An 18,149-nucleotide genomic window follows, 5' to 3' on the forward strand; every position below is an offset into this window, starting at 1 on the left:
ACAGACAAGGTACGGTCAAGGCCGCCGCTGGATAAAAGCGGCGGCTTTTCAGTATTTATGCACAATAAAAGGTTAAAATATCAAAATGTGAAACAATTTTTCATAAAAATCGGATAATATTGACAAAAGCGTTCAAAGGAGTAATATAAAGTCATAGAAAGGAACTTATATGAAAAGTGTACTAGTCAGGATACAGGAATATTTTGCACAGGCCAGCGGGGCTGAGAAGGGTGTCCTCAGATTTTTAAGGGAAAATCCTGAGGAAGCAGCCGGATACAGCATAAAGCAGCTGGCGGACAAAACATTTTCCTCTGCGGCTACCATTGTCCGGCTGTGCAGGAAAATGGGCTTTGAGGGCTACAAGGAGCTGCAGAAATCGCTGCTGTATGAGTCGGCCCTGCGCAGGGAGAGCACGCGTCCCATGGAGCAGGAGATAAAAAAGGACGACAGCCTGGAGGAGCTGGTAAACAAGGTGACCTACAAGAATATTGTGTCCCTTGACAATACCAGGAAGCTGGTGGATTTGGACATTCTGAACCAGTGCGTGGACCTGCTGGACCGGAGCCAGACCGTGTATCTGTTTGGAATCGGCTCTTCCCTTTTGGTGGCCAGGGACATGTACCTGAAGCTCCTTCGGGTCAATAAGCCCTGTGTGATTTGCGATGACTGGCATGCCCAGCTTTTGCAGGCCAGAAACATCCGGTCCTGCGACCTGGCCCTGATTGTCAGCTACTCGGGCCTGACAGAGGAAATGATAACATGTGCCCAGGAGGCCAGGCTGAGGGAGGCGCCGGTCATCACCATATCCAGGTTCGAGCAGTCGCCGCTGGTCCGTCTGGCGGATTATAACCTGGCAGTGGCTGCAACGGAACTGATTTTCAGAAGCGGGGCCATGTCGTCCAGAATATCCCAGCTGAACATGATAGATATTCTGTACACTGCCTATGTCCACAGGCGGTATGATGAGTGCATGGAGCAGTTCAGAAAGACCCATATAGCCAAATCCGGGGGCACGGATGAAAAACAGAACGCATTGCAGGGGGAGGAAACACAATGATAGATTTGTCAGTGTTGGTAACAGAGAGCAGGAATGAGGAAACCATGGGGCTGGACCAGATGACGCCACTGGAAATCGTTGCCGCCATGAACCGGGAGGATGGGAAGGCGGTGGCAGCTGTTGGGGAGGTTCTGCCGCAGATTGCCCAGGCCATTGCATGGTGTACGGACAGCCTGAAGCAAAAGGGAAGAATCATCTACATTGGGGCCGGCACCAGCGGAAGGCTGGGGGTTCTGGATGCAGTGGAATGTCCGCCCACCTTCGGGGTATCCCGGGATGTGGTGGTGGGATTGATGGCCGGGGGCTCCGCTGCCTTTGTCAGGGCGGTGGAGGGAGCAGAGGACAGCCAGACCATGGGGGAGGAAGACTTAAAGGGCATTCATCTGACTCCGGCTGATATTGTCATAGGTCTGGCGGCCAGCGGAAGGACGCCCTATGTCATATACGGCCTCCGGTATGCCAGGAGGGTTGGCTGCAGGACCGTGGCAGTGTCCTGCAACCGGGATTCGGAGATAGGGAAGGAGGCGGACCTTGCCATTGAACCTGTGCCGGGCCCCGAGGTCCTGACCGGTTCCACCAGGCTGAAGGCCGGCACGGCCCAGAAGATGGTGCTGAACATGATATCCACAGGAAGTATGGTGGGAATCGGAAAGGTCTACCAGAACCTGATGGTGGATGTTGTGCAGACCAATAAGAAGCTGATTACAAGGGCGGAAAATATTGTCATGACAGCCACCGGATGCACCCGGGAAGAGGCCAGGGACTGTCTGGAGAAGGCAGAGGGAAGCGTAAAGCTGGCAATCACCATGATTCTGCTGCATTGCAGCGCAGAAGCTGCAGAGGAAAGACTAAATCGGGCAGGGGGGTATGTTCGGAATGCAATACAGGACGTATAAGGAAACCATGCTGCCCCAGTTGGTGCGGCTGTGGAAAGAGGAAGCAGTGCGTATCCGGTATAAGGCCTATGAGTCGCCGGAAGAATGGAAGGCGGAGCTTTTGGACAAACCGGATTTTGACCCGGAAGGGTGCATCCTGGCTTTTACGGATTCCGGCAGTCTGGCAGGATTTGTGACCGCTGTCAGCCAAAAGGAATTCCTGCCGGGACAAAACAACGATAACACGCCGGGATATATATTTATGCTGGCGGTAAAGGAGGAGTATGAGGGCAGAGGCGTGGGCACCGGTCTTTTGGAAAAGGCGGAAGCATACCTGAAAGCCCAGGGAAAGCATGAAGTAAGAATCAGCCACAAATGTCCCGTTAAAATGTCCTGGTACATAGACCGGGAGGGGCATGAACATAACAAGGCGCCGGGAATCAGGACAGATTCCCCGGGATACGGCTTTTTTCTGAGAAGGGGGTATGAGCTGGTACAAAAAGAGGTTTCTTATTATCTTGAACTGGAAAAATTTTACATTCCGGCAGATATACAGGAACGCATCCTGAAGCTGGAGCAGGAGGGGATAAGGACAGCCTGGTTTGACGGCGCCAGGAATTTCGGGTATGAGGAAATGTTTGGGCGTCTGAAGGACCAGTCCTTTCTGAAAAAGTTTCGCGACGGAATCAGGGAACATAAGAAAATCCTTATAGTGGAGGACAGGGACGGCAGGGTTATGGGCACGGCCGGAACCGTTTATCCGGAGAAGAACGGACGCGGATTTTTTTCGGCCCTGGCAGTGGACCCGGCTGACGGGGGAAAGGGAATCGGCAATGTATTGTTCTTCAGCCTGTGTCAGGAGCTTAAGGACATGGGGGCGGAATACATGACGCTTTTTGTAACGGAAACCAATTTTGCCAGAAGAATTTATGAGAAGGCAGGTTTTATGGCAGTACAGGAGTGGGCGATACTTAAAAAAATGGTATAGGCAAGGGATAAGAAAGGGGAAGGTATCTTATGACAAAGAAAGAGCTGGCGCAGGCAATCTGCAAGTTAGTGGATGAATCCAACATCAGGACCATAGCAAACTGCTACACCCGGGTCAGGCTGACCGTAAAGGACCCGGAAAAAATGAAACGGGAGGAGCTTAAAAAGCTGGACGGCGTACTGGGAGTCATTGAGGAGGGGCACAATGTCCAGCTGGTGCTGGGACCGGGCACTGCGGCGGCAGTGGCCCAGCTTATGAGCGATATGACCCATATTAAAAGCGAGGAAGTGGATGAAGCCGTTCTGCTGAAAGAGGAAAACAGGGCAAAAAATAATGTCCCCTACAAGAACATGCTGAAAAAGATAGCCAATATCTTTATTCCCATCATTCCTGCGTTCATTGCCTGCGGACTGGTGGTTGCGGTCTATGAATCATCCTATGTATTTTTCCCGGGCTTTCAGGATACGGCTTTCGGCAAGATAATGAGCGCCCTGGCCTACTCAGTCTTTACCATCCTGCCCATCATTGTAGGGTATAACACATCCAAGGAATTCGGCGGAAGTCCCATCATCGGGGCTGTGCTGGCCTCCATACTGAACAGCTCCTCCCTGGCCGGGGTACAGCTGTTCCATGTGTCCATTACCCCCGGACGCGGCGGCGTGATATCCGTGCTGATTATTGCTTATGTGGCAGTGCTGCTGGAAAAACAGCTTCAAAAAGTGATTCCGGATTTCCTGGACATGTTCCTGCGGCCGCTGATTACAGTCTGCGTCATGACCTTTGTGGGCCTGATGGTGTTCCAGCCCATAGGCGGTTTCATATCAGAGACCATCGGAGCCTTTGTCAGCTTCATCATTTATAAGGCACCTGTGCTGGCCGGCCTGGCCTCAGCCATCTACCTGCCTCTGGTAATGACAGGAATGCACCATGGACTTATAGCGGTCAACACCCAGCTCATAGCGGATTTCGGCGTGACCTATCTGCTGCCTGTTACCTGTATGGCCGGAGCCGGACAGGTGGGAGCTGCATTTTATGTGTACCTGAAAACCAAGAACCAGAGACTGAAGAAGACCATTAAGAATGCGCTTCCCGTGGGAATGCTGGGCATAGGGGAACCCCTAATGTGGGGCTGTACCATTCCCCTTGGAAAACCGTTCATAGCATCCTGTATCGGCGGCGGAATCGGCGGAAGCGTCATGGCAGTGATGAAGGTGGCTGCCAAGGTTCCTGAGCTGTCGGGAATCCCGCTGGCCTTCATTACAACCAGATTCCCCCTGTATTTCGTAGGTCTGTTCGCATCCTATGCCGCCGGCTTCATTGTATGCCGTCTGATGGGATTTACGGACCCTGAGGATTAGGGCAGAAAGCACGATGCCGTATGAAAAAGATTAAAAATGCCTAACCCACATTGCCATTGACTAACAGACTTCCTGATGTTTACAATATAAGTAAATAGAAGGGCGGGTATGAACGCAGACAGTAATGGAGGTGCAGCGATGCAGTCATTGGCAGAGATTAAGGTAGGACATGCCTGTACCATTAAATGGATGTTGGGAAATCCCCAGGTTATGGAGTTTATGCACCGGTATGGCATCAGGGAGGGAAGTACCATCAATGTGCTCCAGCAGGGAAGGGACAGCATGATAATTGGAATGAACCATATCCGTCTTGCAATTGGAAATGAGGTTGCGGAGCGGATTAAGGTATGAGACGGGCAGGAAAATAGTCAGGAAAGCAGGCATAAAGACAGAGGCATAAGACAGGCCGCTGATATCCTTTTTGGAATATCGGCAGCCTGTTTTCATATTTCAGGATGTATGGCAGACAAAGGATAGGTCCTGTCAATTTATTGAAATTTTATATTTATTTAATAAAAATACACTTTATTTTCAACAGCCATAATGGTATCCTGTAATGGTTTATATGTAAACTATATATATGTATGATAAACAAGGAATCAGGAGGGAGGTTCCCTATGGCATTTATTAATTTTAAGGACCAATGGTTTCAGGAGCTTCGCAAGGTAAACTGGCTGGTCCGGGAAAAGGTGGAGGAAATGTGCAGGCCCTTTGGCATTACCCCGGAGCAGGGAAGGTTTCTCAACCATCTCTTTCTGGCGGACGGTCAGGTAAACCTGACACAGTTAAGCCAGAGCCTGCATGTAACCAAAGGAAACTGCTCCATGTTTTGCCGGCGCCTGGAAAGAGCCGGCCTAATCGCAATGGTTAAGAATGAAAAAGATGCCCGTTTTATAAACGTCGTCCTTACCGAAAAGGGCCGGGCATTGGTTCTGGGCATGAAGGAGCAGATGGGCAGCCATTCTGAGAAGGATACCATGAGCCGGGAGGACCTGGAGACTATCTTAAAAGGGTTAAAATGTCTGGAACAGTATTTGACTAGGAGGTAGAACATGAAAAAAATATTTGCAGAGCTAAGGGCATTCAGGCTGGAGCTTCTATGTGTGCTGGTCAGCGTGGCGGCCGGAGTGGGGGCCACACTGGGCCTTCCCACCTATCTGTCGGATATCATCAACAAAGGAATCGCGGATAAGGATATGAATTACATTCTTCACACCGGCGCCATCATGCTGGGAATCGCCATTCTGGGAATGGTCTGTAATATTACCACAGGCTTTTTTGCTTCCAGAATCGCCCTGGGACTGGGGAGGAATGTGAGAAGCAGGATTTTTTCAAAGGTGGAATATTTCTCGCAGGCGGAAATTGACACATTTTCCACTGCATCGCTGATTACGCGCACCAACAATGACATTACCCAGGTACAGAATTTTATGGTCATGTTCCTGCGCATCATTCTGACAGCCCCTATTATGTGTGTGGTGGGCATCATGCTGGCTTACAGCAAAAACCCGAAAATGTCCAGCATCCTTGTGGTATCCATGCCGGTGATGGTGCTGGTTATCAGCCTGATTGGAAGAAGGGCCATGCCCCTGTCCAGAAAGATGCAGACCAGGATTGACCGGATTAATCTGATTATGCGGGAAAAACTCTCCGGCATCCGCGTTATCCGGGCCTTTGGGACCGAGGATTACGAGGAACAGCGCTTTGACGGGGCCAACAAGGACCTGATGAACAATGCCATGAAAATGATGCATGCCATGTCGCTGCTGGGCCCGTCCCTGATACTGATATTAAACCTGACCGTGGTGGGGCTTCTCTGGCGCGCCGGCCAGGGCATCGGCGCGGAGCCTGTAATGCCAGGGGATATTCTGGCAATTATCCAGTATGTCATGCAAATCATGATGTCGGTGACCATGCTTTCCATGATTTTCGTCATGTACCCCAGATGTGCCGCTTCTGCGGACCGTATCTGCCAGGTGCTGGATACGGAGAATTCCATAGGGGACCCGGCGGTTCCCAGGGCACCCGAGGGGCAGAGAGGTTATCTGACATTCCGGGATGTAAGCTTTTATTTTCCGGGGGCAGAAGCGCCGGCTGTCAGTCATGTGAGCTTTGAGGCAAAGCCGGGAGAGACCACGGCTATCATCGGAAGCACGGGCAGCGGCAAGACGGCCCTGGTGGGGCTGATTCCGCGTTTCTATGATGTACAGGAGGGAGAGGTGCTGGTGGACGGAGTCAATGTAAAGGACTATGACCGCAGGACCCTCCGGAAAAAAATCGGTTACGTGCCCCAGAAGGCCCTGCTGTTCAAGGGAACGATTATGGAAAATATCCGTTTCGGCGATGATTCGGCCAGCGATGAGCGGGTGCGGGAGGCGGCAGCCATTGCCCAGTCCACGGATTTCATTGAGGATAAACCGGATGGATTTGATTCATCCATTGCCCAGGGCGGAAGCAATGTCTCAGGAGGGCAGCGGCAGCGTCTGGCAATCGCCAGGGCCATTGTCAGGAAACCGGAGATATATGTGTTTGACGACAGCTTTTCCGCTCTGGATTTCAAGACGGACTCAGCCCTGCGCCAGGCCCTGGCCAGGGAGACAGGAGATGCCACGGTGGTTATTGTGGCCCAGCGTGTCAGCACCATCATGAATGCGGACCGGATTATTGTTATGGATGAAGGGAGGGTCATGGGAATGGGCACCCACAGGGAGCTTTTAAATACCTGTGAAACCTATCAGGAAATTGTCCGCAGCCAGTTATCAGAGGAGGAGATGAGTGCATGAAACAAGTGAATGTCAGCAGAACAGATAAGAAAATCAATACCAAAGGCACCATGGGCCGTCTGTTCCGTTTTATGAAGCCATACCGCATCCGAATCATTCTCATGGTGTTCTGTCTTGTGCTGGGAGCTGTGTTTACCACCCAGGGACCGTACACCCTTGGCCGGGCCATGGACGCGCTGGTGGCTGTGGCGGCGGACAGCACAGGCGTTCTCCGGGGCTTTAAGGCGTTTGCCGCCGTATTGCTGCAGCTGGGCTGCGTGTATGTGCTGGCTTTTCTATTCAACTATACCGGACAGTACATTGTGGCAGGGGTGGCGGAGCGGACAATGCATGATTTGAGGATGGCAGTGGACAAGAAAATCCGCCGTCTGCCCCTGGCCTATTTTGACAGCAATACATTCGGGGATGTGTTAAGCCGCGTTACCAATGATGTGGATACCATAGACACATCCCTCCAGCAGAGCATCAGCCAGGTTATCACAGCTGTCTGCACCATGGTATTCATATTTGTGATGATGCTGGTGGTCAGCCCTATCCTGACCCTGATTGGCATCTGCGTCATCCCTGTCTGCGGACTGGTGAGCATGAAGGTGGTAAAACATTCCCAGCGGTATTTCCAGGGGCAGCAGTCAGCCCTGGGTGAGCTTACCGGGTATGTGGAGGAGATGTACAACGGACAGAACGTCATTGCGGCCTTTGGAAAAGAGGAGGACATCATCGGGAGCTTTGAGGATATCAACAGCCGCCTCTATGACAATGGCTGGAAGGCGCAGTTTTCTTCCAGCATCATCATGCCCCTGACGCAGGCCCTGACCAATATCGGCTATGTGGGGGTGGCGGTTGTCAGCGGATGGCTCTGTATCAACGGCCGGCTGAGCATAGGAATGATTCAGTCCTTTATCCAGTATCTGCGCCAGTTCTCTCAGCCCATCAACCAGATATCCAACATTGCGAATATCATGCAGGCAACCATGGCAGCGGCCCAAAGAGTGTTTGAATTCCTGGATGCGCAGGAGGAAGTACCGGAAGCAGAGCATTCCCAATTCCCCCAAAATCCGGAAGGAAATGTGGATTTCAACCACGTACAGTTCGGATATGCAGAAGGCCGGACCCTGATTCATGATTTGGACCTCCATGTACACGCCGGCGATAAGATTGCCATTGTGGGACCCACCGGAGCGGGAAAGACCACCCTGGTCAACCTGATTCTCCGCTTTTACGATGTAAATGGAGGGAGCATCACCATTGACGGCGTGGATGTGCGGGATATGAAGCGGGGGGCCCTGCGTTCCATGATAGGCATGGTACTGCAGGATACATGGCTTTTTGCAGGCACCATAAAAGAGAATATACGCTATGGAAGGCTGGATGCCACCGATGAGGAGGTCGTTGCCGCTGCCAGGGCAGCCCACGCCAACGGATTCATTATGGCCATGCCGGGAGGCTACGAAATGCAGCTCCATGAGGGCGCTTCCAATATCGCCCAGGGCCAGCGGCAGCTTCTGACCATTGCCCGGGCCTTCCTGTCCGACCCGGAAATCCTGATTCTGGACGAGGCAACCTCATCCGTGGACACCAGGACCGAAGTGGCTATCCAGAAGGCCATGAACAAACTGATGGAAGGCCGGACCAGCTTTGTCATCGCACACCGTCTGTCCACCATCAAGGATGCGGAACTGATTGTGTATATGGAACACGGAGATATCAAGGAGGTGGGAAACCACCAGGAGCTTCTGGCCAGGGGAGGCTATTATGCGGCGTTGTATAATAGCCAGTTTGCGGCTGAGAATGCGGGGTAAGACGGCCGGGGAGCTTTCACGATGTAAGCCCCCGGTGCTCCTGCGTTTGGGAGGTACGAATCCTCAGGTATAAAAACAGACCGGCTATGTTCTTCGTTTTACGAAGCACATGGCCGGTTTGTTATATGATGGCTTCAGACAGCTGAGATTATGGGGGGCACTATCTTTTCCGTATTCTCATTTCCGCATATGCAATTATCTGATACAACACCCCCGACACAATACATAGTATCACAATGGAAGTCACCACCATGGTCATGGCAAAGGTCTGTGAACCATAGGTGATGAGATATCCCAGTCCGGCCTTGGCGGACAGGAACTCACCGATAATCACGCCCACCAGGCACAGTCCGATGTTTACCTTCATATTGCTGATAACAAGGGGCAGGGAACCGGGCAGCAAGACCTTTAGAAGCACATCCCTGCGGCCGCCTCCCAGGGAGTAAATCAGTTTAATCTGTTCTGTATCCATCTGGGAGAATCCTGTGTACAAGGTCAGAATGGAGCCAAATACAGCCACGGACACAGCAGCCACCACAATGGTCCGCATGTTATTGCCCAGCCATACTATCAGAAGGGGGGCCAGAGCGGATTTGGGAAGGCTGTTCAACAGAACAAGGAAGGGCTCCAGCACCTGGGCCACGCTTTTGCTGGACCACAGAAGCAGGGCGCATGCCAGGCCGAAGACGGTGCACACGGCAAAGCTGATAAGGGTTTCCATAAGGGTTACCCCTGTGTGGAGGAACAGGCTTCCGTCCTGTGCCATGGAAACCAGGTATTTTGCAATCATCACAGGAGAGCTGAAAATGAAGCTGTCAATCCAGTGCATGTCGGCAGCCAGCTCCCACAGTGCCAGAAGAAGGACCAGCAGCATGACGCGGCATATGGTCACCTGGCGGTGGCGCCGTATTTCGCGGGCCACATATTCCTGCTGGGCAACAGACATGTTGCAGGCCGATACAGGCTGTTTATCTTTATTCATATGTCCTCAGCTCCTTCCATACCATATTAAAGTAAGTGGAAAATTCCGGGCAGTTCCTGCGGTCCAGGGAACGGGTGCACATATCCGGAAAATCAATGGACAGGATTTTCTTTACCCTTCCGGGACGGGGGGACAATACCACAATGCGGTCAGCCACGCTGATGGCCTCAGACAGGTCATGGGTCACCAGTATGGCGGTCTTGTGTGTCTGACGGATAATGGAGCTGATGTCGTCGCACACAGACAGCCGGGTCTGGTAATCCAGGGCCGAAAACGGTTCGTCCAGGAGAAGAAGGTCCGGCTTAAGGGCCAGGGTGCGTATGAGGGCTGCCCTCTGACGCATGCCGCCGGATAATTCCGACGGTTTGGCGTATTCAAAACCGGCCAGACCGTAGGCTGCCATCATTTCCAGCAGTTCCTGCCTGGCAGGTTCGTCCAACCGTTTTTGAATTTCAAGTCCAAGGGATATATTGGAGAAAATATTTCTCCATTCAAATAAATGGTCCTTCTGCAGCATGTATCCAATGGCAGAAGGAGATTTGGTCAGGGGGGCGCCGTCTATGTTGATGGTGCCGCCCTCAGGCTGTGTCAGTCCGCACAGCATGGACAGAAGCGTGGACTTGCCGCATCCGGAAGGTCCCACGATAGCCAGGAATTCCCCGGGGGACACATCAAATGATATATGGTCAAGGGCCAGCGTCTCACCATCCAACGAATGGTAGGAATAGCTGACCCCGTCTACTTCCAGTTTGGGAATCATGAAGAAGCTCCTTTCAATTAGAAATCAATTCCTTGATTTATTATATGTAGACAACGGGAAACCGTTCGCCCGGAGCATGAAAAATAAAACAGGCCCCTGCCGCTTGGACACGGCAGGAAGCCTGCATGATGACAATATGTATGGAAAGCATAATTCTTACTTCTGGTAACTCCAGCTCACCGGCGTCGGCCTGGCGGAGTCAAATACCCCGGCAGCGTCAAACAAATCAGTCAGACGTTTTTTGGACGGGTCGGTCTGGACCAGGTCTTCATAAAGACGGTAGCCGTCCAGGTTTCTTCTGGCCATGCGGAAGTAATTTGTTCCCATCTGGGACCAGTATGGCTTGCTGGCGTCCACATTGCAGAAGTAGCGGAATCCCTTGGATTCCAGATAGGCAAAGCGCGGATTGTCCTGATGGTAGGGGCGCCAGTCGGCAATGTCGTTGCCGTAGGGATAGAGAAGGATATCGGTGGGGCCTATCAGGGATTCCACCTCGGCCTCCCATTTATCCGTATCGGTGCGGAACCGTTCCTCCTCAATGGCAAATCCGGCCTCCGGGGCATCCGCCACCCCCAGGTGGAGATGTCCCCAGCTGTGGGAAGCCAGCTCCCAGCCATTGTCCTTCAGACACTGGGCCACCCTGGCGGCCTGTTCCCGGTCAGCCTCATAGGTGGGACTGTCCTGGTAGGAGGAGGCGGTCCTGTATCCCAGTATGCCTTCATAGCCTGTAAATGCAATAATGGCCCTTGCTCCCTTATAGGAAAAGTCAGGGTGTTCCTGTATGAAGTCCTCTAAAAGCGGAATCAAATCATAGGAACCAGTGGATGTGGTGCCGTCGTCCATTACCATCTCGCAGGCGGGCTTGCCATTTTCGCCAATCACGATTCGTTTGGCAAATCCGTCTCCGTCCATGTAGGGATAATAACAGACATCATCCTGGGACATGACAAAGGGCTTCTTCCCCTCCGGCAGCATGATGCTGCCTTTTACAAAGCGGACATTTCCGTTCTCGTCCGGAGCTTCGTAGGCAACATCGTGGATGCGGACCAGCACATAGCCTTTCACGTACATCTCTTCCAATATCTTAAGGAATTCATCCTTGGTAGTCATGACGGAATTATAGTTGGCGCTGTCCGTATCCCCGTCAAATGCCTTGGATGTATCCATGATAAGGGAGTGGAAAAAAATGTGGGTGACAGCATTCATGTCAGCAGGGACCAGGGCTGCCTTCTGGGATTCATACCGGGCCAGGGCCTCCTTTATGCGGGAGTCCTCAAGGTCCAGGCCGCTGGTGTTAATAAGCTCTGCCGCCTTGTCGTAGTCATAGCCCATGGCAATGCGGTCAGCCTGGGCTATAAGCCGGGAAATATCGTCCTGGGGCGCATCCGCGGACGGCTGTTCAGATGTGCCGGAACCGTCTCCGGAAACACCGCCTGGGGAATCAGGACCATGGGAACCGCTGTCTCCGGCCGGATTACGGGAGCCATCCTGCCCGGATGTGGCAATAACCTGGACCGTTCCGTCCCCGGACGGCTGTTTCGCTAAAACAAACCGGTAGAGAGCGAAGATACCGCCCCCTACCAGTACAGTGATTGCTAATAATAAAATGAATGTGGGAAGATGCCGTGACATCCGTGCAAGCTTCTGCCTGCGCCTGCGGGACTGCCGGCGTCTGAAATCTGCTCTGCTCATAAAAATTCTCCTGTATCTGATACTTGCCTACTCATTATAGCATAGATTCCATGAAGTGGGTACTATGAAAGAAAAAACAAATATTGGAATTGAAATTCATCCTGTTCCGTGGTATGTTTAAGTTGATATGAATAAACATAAAGGAGAACATAATCATGGAAGATATGGTAAAAGATTCTAATTGCGCATATTGTATGCAGGGCGAACTGGTGGCTAAGTTCGGTTATCCTGTGTGTGAGATGAAGACAGGCTTTCTCTATGTATTCAAGGAGCAGAGCAAGAAGGGCAGGGTTGTTCTGGCGCATAGGAAACATGTCAGCGAGCTCATTGACCTGACCGATGAGGAGAGGAATGATTATTTTGCAGAGGTGGCCCAGGTGGCCCGCGCCGTACATAAGGTATTCCATCCGGACAAGGTAAATTACGGCGCTTACGGCGATACAGGACATCACCTGCATTTTCACATTGTTCCCAAGTATGAGGGCGGCGAAGAATGGGGCGGTACCTTTGAGATGAACAGCGGAAGGACCATGCTCACAGACGCTGAGTACGAGAAGATGGCAGAGGATTTAAGACAGGCGCTGAAGGAAGTATAATTATAATAAGGTAGGGAAAAATGCAGCAGAATCCGGTACAATCCGGTCCTGCTGCATTTTTTTGCGGTAAAATCAAGGCTTTGCGGGCATAAGCTGTCTGTCCACTCCCATACAATTAGTAGCAGATGATTTTATTGGAGGAAAATATGAGACGGTTTGCAGCGATATTATGCTCAGTAGCAATACTGGCCTCCTACCCCGGGATTGCCGCCCTGGGACAGGAGCCGGAAATCGCCATCCCCGTGGGAGCCGGGGTATCAGGGAGCAGCCTCTATGGACAGGAAGAAGGACAGACAGGGGGAAGCGGGCAGGCAGCGGGTAACGGGCAGGCAGCGGGAAACGGGCAGGCAGCGGGAAGCGGGCAGGCAGCGGAAGGTGCGCAGACAGCGGGAAGTGCGCAGACAGCGGGTAATGGGCAGGCAGCGGGAAACGCCCAGGCAGCGGAGGCGCCAGCGGACCAGTCCCAGACAGCGGTCCAGATAGCCGCACCATCGGCCATACTCATGGAGGCGTCCACGGGGCAGGTAATCTATGAGAAGAACGCCGATGAGAAACGCAGTCCTGCCAGTGTTACCAAGGTCATGACGCTGATACTGATTTTCGATGCCCTTCAGTCCGGGAAAATCCAGCTGACGGACGAGGTGGTCACCAGCGCCCATGCCAAATCCATGGGAGGTTCCCAGGTGTTTCTGGAGGAGGGTGAGAAACAGACCGTGGAAACCCTGATTAAATGTATTGTAATCGCATCCGGCAATGACGCGTCCGTGGCCATGGCTGAGTTCATAGCAGGCACCGAGGATGAATTTGTGAGGATGATGAATGAAAGGGCGGCCGGCCTTGGCATGGCTAATACCCATTTCGTGGATTGCTGCGGACTGACGGAGTCAGCGGACCATTACACCACGGCCAGGGATATTGCCGTCATGAGCCGTGAGCTAATTAACAAATATCCGCAGATACATAATTATTCCACTATATGGATGGAAAATATCACCCATGTCACAAAACAGGGGACTAAGGAATTCGGCCTGTCCAATACGAATAAGCTGCTTAAGATGGCAACTAATTTTACGGTCACCGGCCTTAAGACAGGTTCCACATCCATCGCCAAATACTGCTTGTCAGCAACAGCGGAAAAGGACGGGGTGCGCCTTATCGCCGCCATCATGGCTGCGCCGGATTTCAAGGCCAGGTTTGGAGATGCCCAGACCCTTCTCAACTATGGTTATGCAAACTGCAAGCTCTATGAAGACAAGGAACACCTGCCCCTGCCCCAGATGCCTGTCACGGGAGGCGTGGAGGATGAGGTGGGTCTGACTTACGAGGGAACCTTTTCCTACCTGAGCCTTAAGGGTGAGGATTTGGGAGCCATTGAGAAGAAGCTGGTGCTTCTGGAATCCGTGCCTGCTCCGGTGGAGCCTGGCCAGAAGGCAGGTGTGCTGGAATATTCCCTGGGCGGCAAAAAGCTGGGAGAGGTTAATGTGCTGACCAACGCGAGCATACGGGAAGCCGGATATATGGACTATCTGAAGAAGCTTGTGGGGGCTTGGAAACTGAACCGGCAGTAGGATGTGTTCCGGGGTATTGAATGTATAGATAGGGAATATACAGGTATGGAATGCGCAGATGTTAAATGTGTGAGTGAAAAATATAGGGTATTAAATCGGCTGCTCTCCTGATGGAGAGCAGTTTTTTTGGCAGAAATATAAATAGCCGGATACGGCTTCGTCTATTTTTAACAATGGATTTAATGCCATTTAAAACACATTTTCGGCGTATTATCTTAGAAGGTTTTTGTGATAACGCGGCAGTTGAAAAAGCACCAATAATATTAATTGACAGCAGCACAAATATAATATATATGACAAACGTGATTCTGTCACAACCTCCTGGGCATATAAAAAATGCATAAAAATACCCCCCTAATTAGGAAAAAGCCCCCCTTATTTGTAAAACTGAAGCTTGGTATAATAGAACCAGAGATAGAAGTCAGATAATGGATTATGAAGAAGGACAGGTGGCTGAGAATGAACGAAACAATTGTTTCCATGGAGAACATTTGTAAGAGTTTTCCGGGAGTCAAGGCATTGGACCATGTGCATTTTGAACTGCGCTCAGGGGAAGTCATGGCGCTTCTGGGAGAAAACGGTGCGGGGAAGAGTACACTGATGAAGGTGCTCAGCGGTGTCTACACAAGGGATGAGGGGACGGTGGAGATATTCGGCAGGGCGTACGGCGACATGAATCCGAAGCAGGCCCAGGAAGCCGGAGTGGCAATCATCCATCAGGAACTGAACATGTGCAGGCATCTGTCAGTGACGGAAAACATGTTCCTGGGACGTGAGAAGGTAAAGGGCATGGTTCTGTCAAATAAGGAGATGGAGGAAGAGGCCAGAAAGATTCTGGATGAGCTGAAAATAGATTTGGACCCCCATCAGGTGGTGGGCGACCTGCCTGTATCAAAGCAGCAGATGGTGGAGATAGCCAAGGCCCTTTCCACCCATGCGAAAATCCTGATTATGGATGAACCCACATCTGCCCTGACAGCCAGGGAGATAGAGGACTTATTCCGTATCATACACAGTCTGAAGGAAAAGGGATGCGGAATCGTGTACATTTCCCACCGGCTGGAGGAGCTTCAGTCCATTGTGGACCGTGTGACCATCATGCGGGACGGACAGTACATAACAACCATGGATTTCCGGGACACCACCCTGGATGAGATTATCGCCAATATGGTGGGACGTGAAATCAAAGAGAAATTCCCCCGGGTTTCCTGTGAAAAGGGAAAGAAGGTTCTGGAAGTAAAGAACCTGAATGCAGGCAGGATGGTGCGGGATGTGGATTTCTCGCTGTATGAAGGGGAAATCGTGGGGTTTGCAGGTCTGATGGGAGCGGGAAGGACCGAGACTACCAGGGCCATATTCGGCATCGACCCCAAGGAGAGCGGACAGATTTTCCTGGACGGTAAGGAGGTCGCCATTCACAAGCCTGAGGATGCCATTCAGGCCGGAATCGTGCTTGCCCCTGAGGACAGGAAAAAGGACGGACTCTGCACCAAACTGAGCATCCGGCATAATATAGCCCTTCCCAATCTGGATTTGCTCTGCAACAAGATGGGCGTGGTAAGCAGGTCCAGGGAAGATGAGATGTGCCGGAAGGTGGTGGCTGACCTGAAGGTTAAAACCCCGAATGTGGATGTGAATGCAGGTAACCTCTCCGGCGGCAACCAGCAGAAGGTGGTTGTGGGGAAATGGCTGGCCCGCAATTCCAGGGTGGTCATATTTGATGAGCCTACCAGGGGAATTGATGTGGCTGCCAAGGTGGAAATATATAATCTGATGAACCAGTTAAAGCAGCAGGGAATTGCGGTCATGTTCGTGTCCTCGGAGATGCCGGAAGTCATGGGAATCGCTGACAGAATCGTGGTCATGTGCGACGGCCGCATCACCGGTGAACTGATGGCCAGGGAGGCTACCCAGAACAGTATTCTGACACTGGCGACCAGGTTTGAGAAGAAGATAGACGCCAAGTGCTCATAACGAGCCACTGCACTAAGCTCGAAGAAACCTCGCTAAGTGCCAGTGACATGTATCGCACGTAAGCGTCCAAGGGACGGACGCCAAGTGCTCATAACTAGGAGGAGAAAGGTATGAATCACAAGAATCAAGGGGCCCTCAGACAGTTTTTGAATATAAGGGGCATGAGGGGAGCTCTGACTGCCTTTGCGGGACTCATTGTCATTTACATAGCATTCGGAGCAATTAATCCAACTGTATTTTCAGGGCAGAATGTTACCAATCTGTTTCGTTCCATGTCAAAGTATCTGATTATCGGTATTGGACAGAGCTATGTGCTCATAACAGGCAATATTGATTTGTCCATCGGTTCCGTGGTGGGCATGAGCGCTATGATATCGGCGACCCTGATGACCCACGGAGTCAATCCCATGGCCGCCATACTCATTACATTGGTCTGCTGCCTGGCCATCGGCGTGATAAACGGCATTCTGGTGGGGAAATTCCAGCTTCCGCCATTCATAGCAACCCTGGGAACCATGTTCGTGGCCAGAGGCGTGGCTTATATGGTAAACGGAAACCGCAACACGGATGCCATCAGCTCCGGCATCGGCAAGGAAGCTGCTGATAAGTTCCAGGCATTTTTTTACTACGGAAAGACAGCCGGCGTGTTTAATACCTTCTGGATTGCCATGGTACTGTTTATCGCATTCTTTTTCCTGCTCTCCAAGACCAGGACCGGCCGTCATATATACGCCATTGGTTCCAATGTGGAGGCCGCCAAGCTCTCCGGCGTCAGCGTGGTGGCAACCGTTACAAAGACATATCTGGTCAGTGCCTTCTGTTCCTTTGTGGTAGGTCTGATTCTCTGCGGCCAGGCTAATATGGGAAATATGGAAGCAGGCAATATGTATGAGATGTATGCAGTGGCGGCCGGTGTTATCGGCGGTATCTCCCCTCTGGGGGGAACCGGAATCCTGCTGGGAACCTTTGCGGGTGCGGCAGTGTGGCAGACCCTTGAGAACGGACTTAACATGATTGGGGTACAGGTGGGAATCCAGCGCCTGGTTATCGGCATCATTGTGGTGTTTGCAGTGCTTCTGGACGTGGTGCTCCGCAAGGGAATGCTCATAAGGAAACGTCCGGCAGCGGAAAAGAAAGCTTAATAACCTGTGGAATTAGACGTCGCGGGCCAGCACCCCTGACGCTAATATAAAATGTATGTGAAAGTGAACATGCGTGTACGCAAAAAAGGAGGAAATGCAATGAAAAAAATGTTAGCACTGGCTTGTTCCCTGGGCCTGGCTGCGTCCCTTATTACCGGGTGCGGCAGCAAGACTGAGGATGTGTCGGCCACCACCGCAGCGCAGTCATCGGCAGAAGCAGCAAAGACAGAAGCACCGGCAGCTGGTTCCGATACCATGATTGCCCTGATTACCATGGATTCCATTGACCAGCACTGGGTAACCCTGAATGAGGGCGCGCAGAAGGCTGCAAAGGAGCTGGGCGTGACGGTCCAGTTTATGGCTCCCAACACCAAGGATGACGCACAGCAGATTGAGTGTGTGAATAATGCGGTATCCGCAGGCGCAAAGGCCATCATCGTGGCAGCCAACGGCCCGGACGCCATTTCATCCGCATTAAAGGAGGCACAGTCCTCAGGGGTCAAAATCGTATATGTAGACTCCCCGGCCAACGTGGATGCAGAGGCAACCTTCTCCACGGACAACAAAGCGGCAGG

At 51.9% G+C, this 18,149-nt stretch carries 16 protein-coding genes; 13 read left to right on the plus strand and 3 right to left on the minus strand.

What is annotated here, in order from left to right; all coding sequences use genetic code 11:
• The first annotated feature begins 169 nt into the window (after positions 1-169).
• From I2H39_RS05990 to I2H39_RS06025, 8 genes are all read left to right on the plus strand, one after another.
• Positions 170-1,057 (plus strand): MurR/RpiR family transcriptional regulator, encoded by an 888-nt coding sequence (locus I2H39_RS05990; RefSeq protein WP_138309737.1) that lies wholly within the window; start codon positions 170-172, stop codon positions 1,055-1,057.
• Positions 1,054-1,953 (plus strand): N-acetylmuramic acid 6-phosphate etherase, encoded by a 900-nt coding sequence (gene murQ, locus I2H39_RS05995; protein WP_195626076.1) that lies wholly within the window; start codon positions 1,054-1,056, stop codon positions 1,951-1,953. Before I2H39_RS05990 ends, murQ begins: the two co-directional genes overlap by 4 nt.
• A complete protein-coding gene (locus tag I2H39_RS06000; protein WP_195626077.1) occupies positions 1,934-2,920 on the plus strand; it encodes a GNAT family N-acetyltransferase in 987 nt (328 codons plus the stop codon). Before murQ ends, I2H39_RS06000 begins: the two co-directional genes overlap by 20 nt.
• A gap of 29 nt (positions 2,921-2,949) precedes the next feature.
• Positions 2,950-4,278 (plus strand): PTS transporter subunit EIIC, encoded by a 1,329-nt coding sequence (locus I2H39_RS06005; protein WP_195626078.1) that lies wholly within the window; start codon positions 2,950-2,952, stop codon positions 4,276-4,278.
• 108 nt (positions 4,279-4,386) lie between these two features.
• Entirely contained in the window at positions 4,387-4,629 is a 243-nt protein-coding gene (locus I2H39_RS06010; protein ID WP_330640800.1) for a FeoA family protein, read from the plus strand.
• 266 nt (positions 4,630-4,895) lie between these two features.
• Entirely contained in the window at positions 4,896-5,327 is a 432-nt protein-coding gene (locus tag I2H39_RS06015) for a MarR family transcriptional regulator (protein ID WP_195626079.1), read from the plus strand.
• A gap of 3 nt (positions 5,328-5,330) precedes the next feature.
• Entirely contained in the window at positions 5,331-7,061 is a 1,731-nt protein-coding gene (locus tag I2H39_RS06020) for an ABC transporter ATP-binding protein (protein ID WP_195626080.1), read from the plus strand.
• The gene (locus I2H39_RS06025; RefSeq protein ID WP_195626081.1) at positions 7,058-8,860 is read left to right on the plus strand and encodes an ABC transporter ATP-binding protein; all 1,803 of its coding nucleotides are present in this window, start codon (positions 7,058-7,060) and stop codon (positions 8,858-8,860) included. The genes I2H39_RS06020 and I2H39_RS06025 overlap by 4 nt, the downstream gene beginning before the upstream one ends.
• A 160-nt stretch (positions 8,861-9,020) precedes the next feature.
• Here I2H39_RS06025 and I2H39_RS06030 read toward each other — a convergent pair whose 3' ends face one another.
• The 3 genes from I2H39_RS06030 to I2H39_RS06040 form a co-directional block, all read right to left on the minus strand.
• Positions 9,021-9,842, minus strand: a complete 822-nt coding sequence (locus I2H39_RS06030) for an ABC transporter permease (RefSeq protein WP_195626082.1) — start codon at positions 9,840-9,842, stop codon at positions 9,021-9,023.
• Positions 9,835-10,602 (minus strand): ABC transporter ATP-binding protein, encoded by a 768-nt coding sequence (locus I2H39_RS06035; RefSeq protein ID WP_195626083.1) that lies wholly within the window; start codon positions 10,600-10,602, stop codon positions 9,835-9,837. The genes I2H39_RS06030 and I2H39_RS06035 overlap by 8 nt, the downstream gene beginning before the upstream one ends.
• Before the next feature lie 156 nt (positions 10,603-10,758).
• Positions 10,759-12,294, minus strand: a complete 1,536-nt coding sequence (locus I2H39_RS06040; RefSeq protein ID WP_195626084.1) for a polysaccharide deacetylase — start codon at positions 12,292-12,294, stop codon at positions 10,759-10,761.
• A 155-nt stretch (positions 12,295-12,449) separates the two neighbouring features.
• On the opposite strand from I2H39_RS06040, the gene I2H39_RS06045 reads away from it, so the two are divergent.
• The 5 genes from I2H39_RS06045 to I2H39_RS06065 all read left to right on the plus strand — a co-directional run.
• Positions 12,450-12,890: an HIT family protein gene (locus I2H39_RS06045; RefSeq protein ID WP_195626085.1), complete on the plus strand. Its 441-nt coding sequence runs from the start codon at positions 12,450-12,452 to the stop codon at positions 12,888-12,890.
• Between the two features lie 146 nt (positions 12,891-13,036).
• Positions 13,037-14,458, plus strand: a complete 1,422-nt coding sequence (locus tag I2H39_RS06050) for a D-alanyl-D-alanine carboxypeptidase family protein (protein ID WP_195626086.1) — start codon at positions 13,037-13,039, stop codon at positions 14,456-14,458.
• 459 nt (positions 14,459-14,917) lie between these two features.
• Positions 14,918-16,432 (plus strand): sugar ABC transporter ATP-binding protein, encoded by a 1,515-nt coding sequence (locus I2H39_RS06055; RefSeq protein ID WP_195626087.1) that lies wholly within the window; start codon positions 14,918-14,920, stop codon positions 16,430-16,432.
• A gap of 110 nt (positions 16,433-16,542) precedes the next feature.
• Positions 16,543-17,574: an ABC transporter permease gene (locus I2H39_RS06060; protein ID WP_195626088.1), complete on the plus strand. Its 1,032-nt coding sequence runs from the start codon at positions 16,543-16,545 to the stop codon at positions 17,572-17,574.
• A gap of 99 nt (positions 17,575-17,673) precedes the next feature.
• Positions 17,674-18,149, plus strand: a 476-nt coding sequence (locus I2H39_RS06065) for a substrate-binding domain-containing protein (protein WP_243281780.1), incomplete at its 3' end; no start/stop codon positions are given.

The organism is Clostridium sp. 1001283B150225_161107_B6 (assembly GCF_015556325.1).
In the GTDB taxonomy this organism is placed as follows: domain Bacteria; phylum Bacillota; class Clostridia; order Lachnospirales; family Lachnospiraceae; genus Enterocloster.

Coding starts and splice junctions, on each gene's coding strand:
- I2H39_RS05990 (WP_138309737.1), top strand. CDS start 170: ATGAAAAGTGTACTAGTCAGGATACAGGAATATTTTGCACAGGCCAGC.
- murQ (WP_195626076.1), top strand. CDS start 1,054: ATGATAGATTTGTCAGTGTTGGTAACAGAGAGCAGGAATGAGGAAACC.
- I2H39_RS06000 (WP_195626077.1), top strand. CDS start 1,934: ATGCAATACAGGACGTATAAGGAAACCATGCTGCCCCAGTTGGTGCGG.
- I2H39_RS06005 (WP_195626078.1), top strand. CDS start 2,950: ATGACAAAGAAAGAGCTGGCGCAGGCAATCTGCAAGTTAGTGGATGAA.
- I2H39_RS06010 (WP_330640800.1), top strand. CDS start 4,387: ATGAACGCAGACAGTAATGGAGGTGCAGCGATGCAGTCATTGGCAGAG.
- I2H39_RS06015 (WP_195626079.1), top strand. CDS start 4,896: ATGGCATTTATTAATTTTAAGGACCAATGGTTTCAGGAGCTTCGCAAG.
- I2H39_RS06020 (WP_195626080.1), top strand. CDS start 5,331: ATGAAAAAAATATTTGCAGAGCTAAGGGCATTCAGGCTGGAGCTTCTA.
- I2H39_RS06025 (WP_195626081.1), top strand. CDS start 7,058: ATGAAACAAGTGAATGTCAGCAGAACAGATAAGAAAATCAATACCAAA.
- I2H39_RS06030 (WP_195626082.1), bottom strand. CDS start 9,842: ATGAATAAAGATAAACAGCCTGTATCGGCCTGCAACATGTCTGTTGCC.
- I2H39_RS06035 (WP_195626083.1), bottom strand. CDS start 10,602: ATGATTCCCAAACTGGAAGTAGACGGGGTCAGCTATTCCTACCATTCG.
- I2H39_RS06040 (WP_195626084.1), bottom strand. CDS start 12,294: ATGAGCAGAGCAGATTTCAGACGCCGGCAGTCCCGCAGGCGCAGGCAG.
- I2H39_RS06045 (WP_195626085.1), top strand. CDS start 12,450: ATGGAAGATATGGTAAAAGATTCTAATTGCGCATATTGTATGCAGGGC.
- I2H39_RS06050 (WP_195626086.1), top strand. CDS start 13,037: ATGAGACGGTTTGCAGCGATATTATGCTCAGTAGCAATACTGGCCTCC.
- I2H39_RS06055 (WP_195626087.1), top strand. CDS start 14,918: ATGAACGAAACAATTGTTTCCATGGAGAACATTTGTAAGAGTTTTCCG.
- I2H39_RS06060 (WP_195626088.1), top strand. CDS start 16,543: ATGAATCACAAGAATCAAGGGGCCCTCAGACAGTTTTTGAATATAAGG.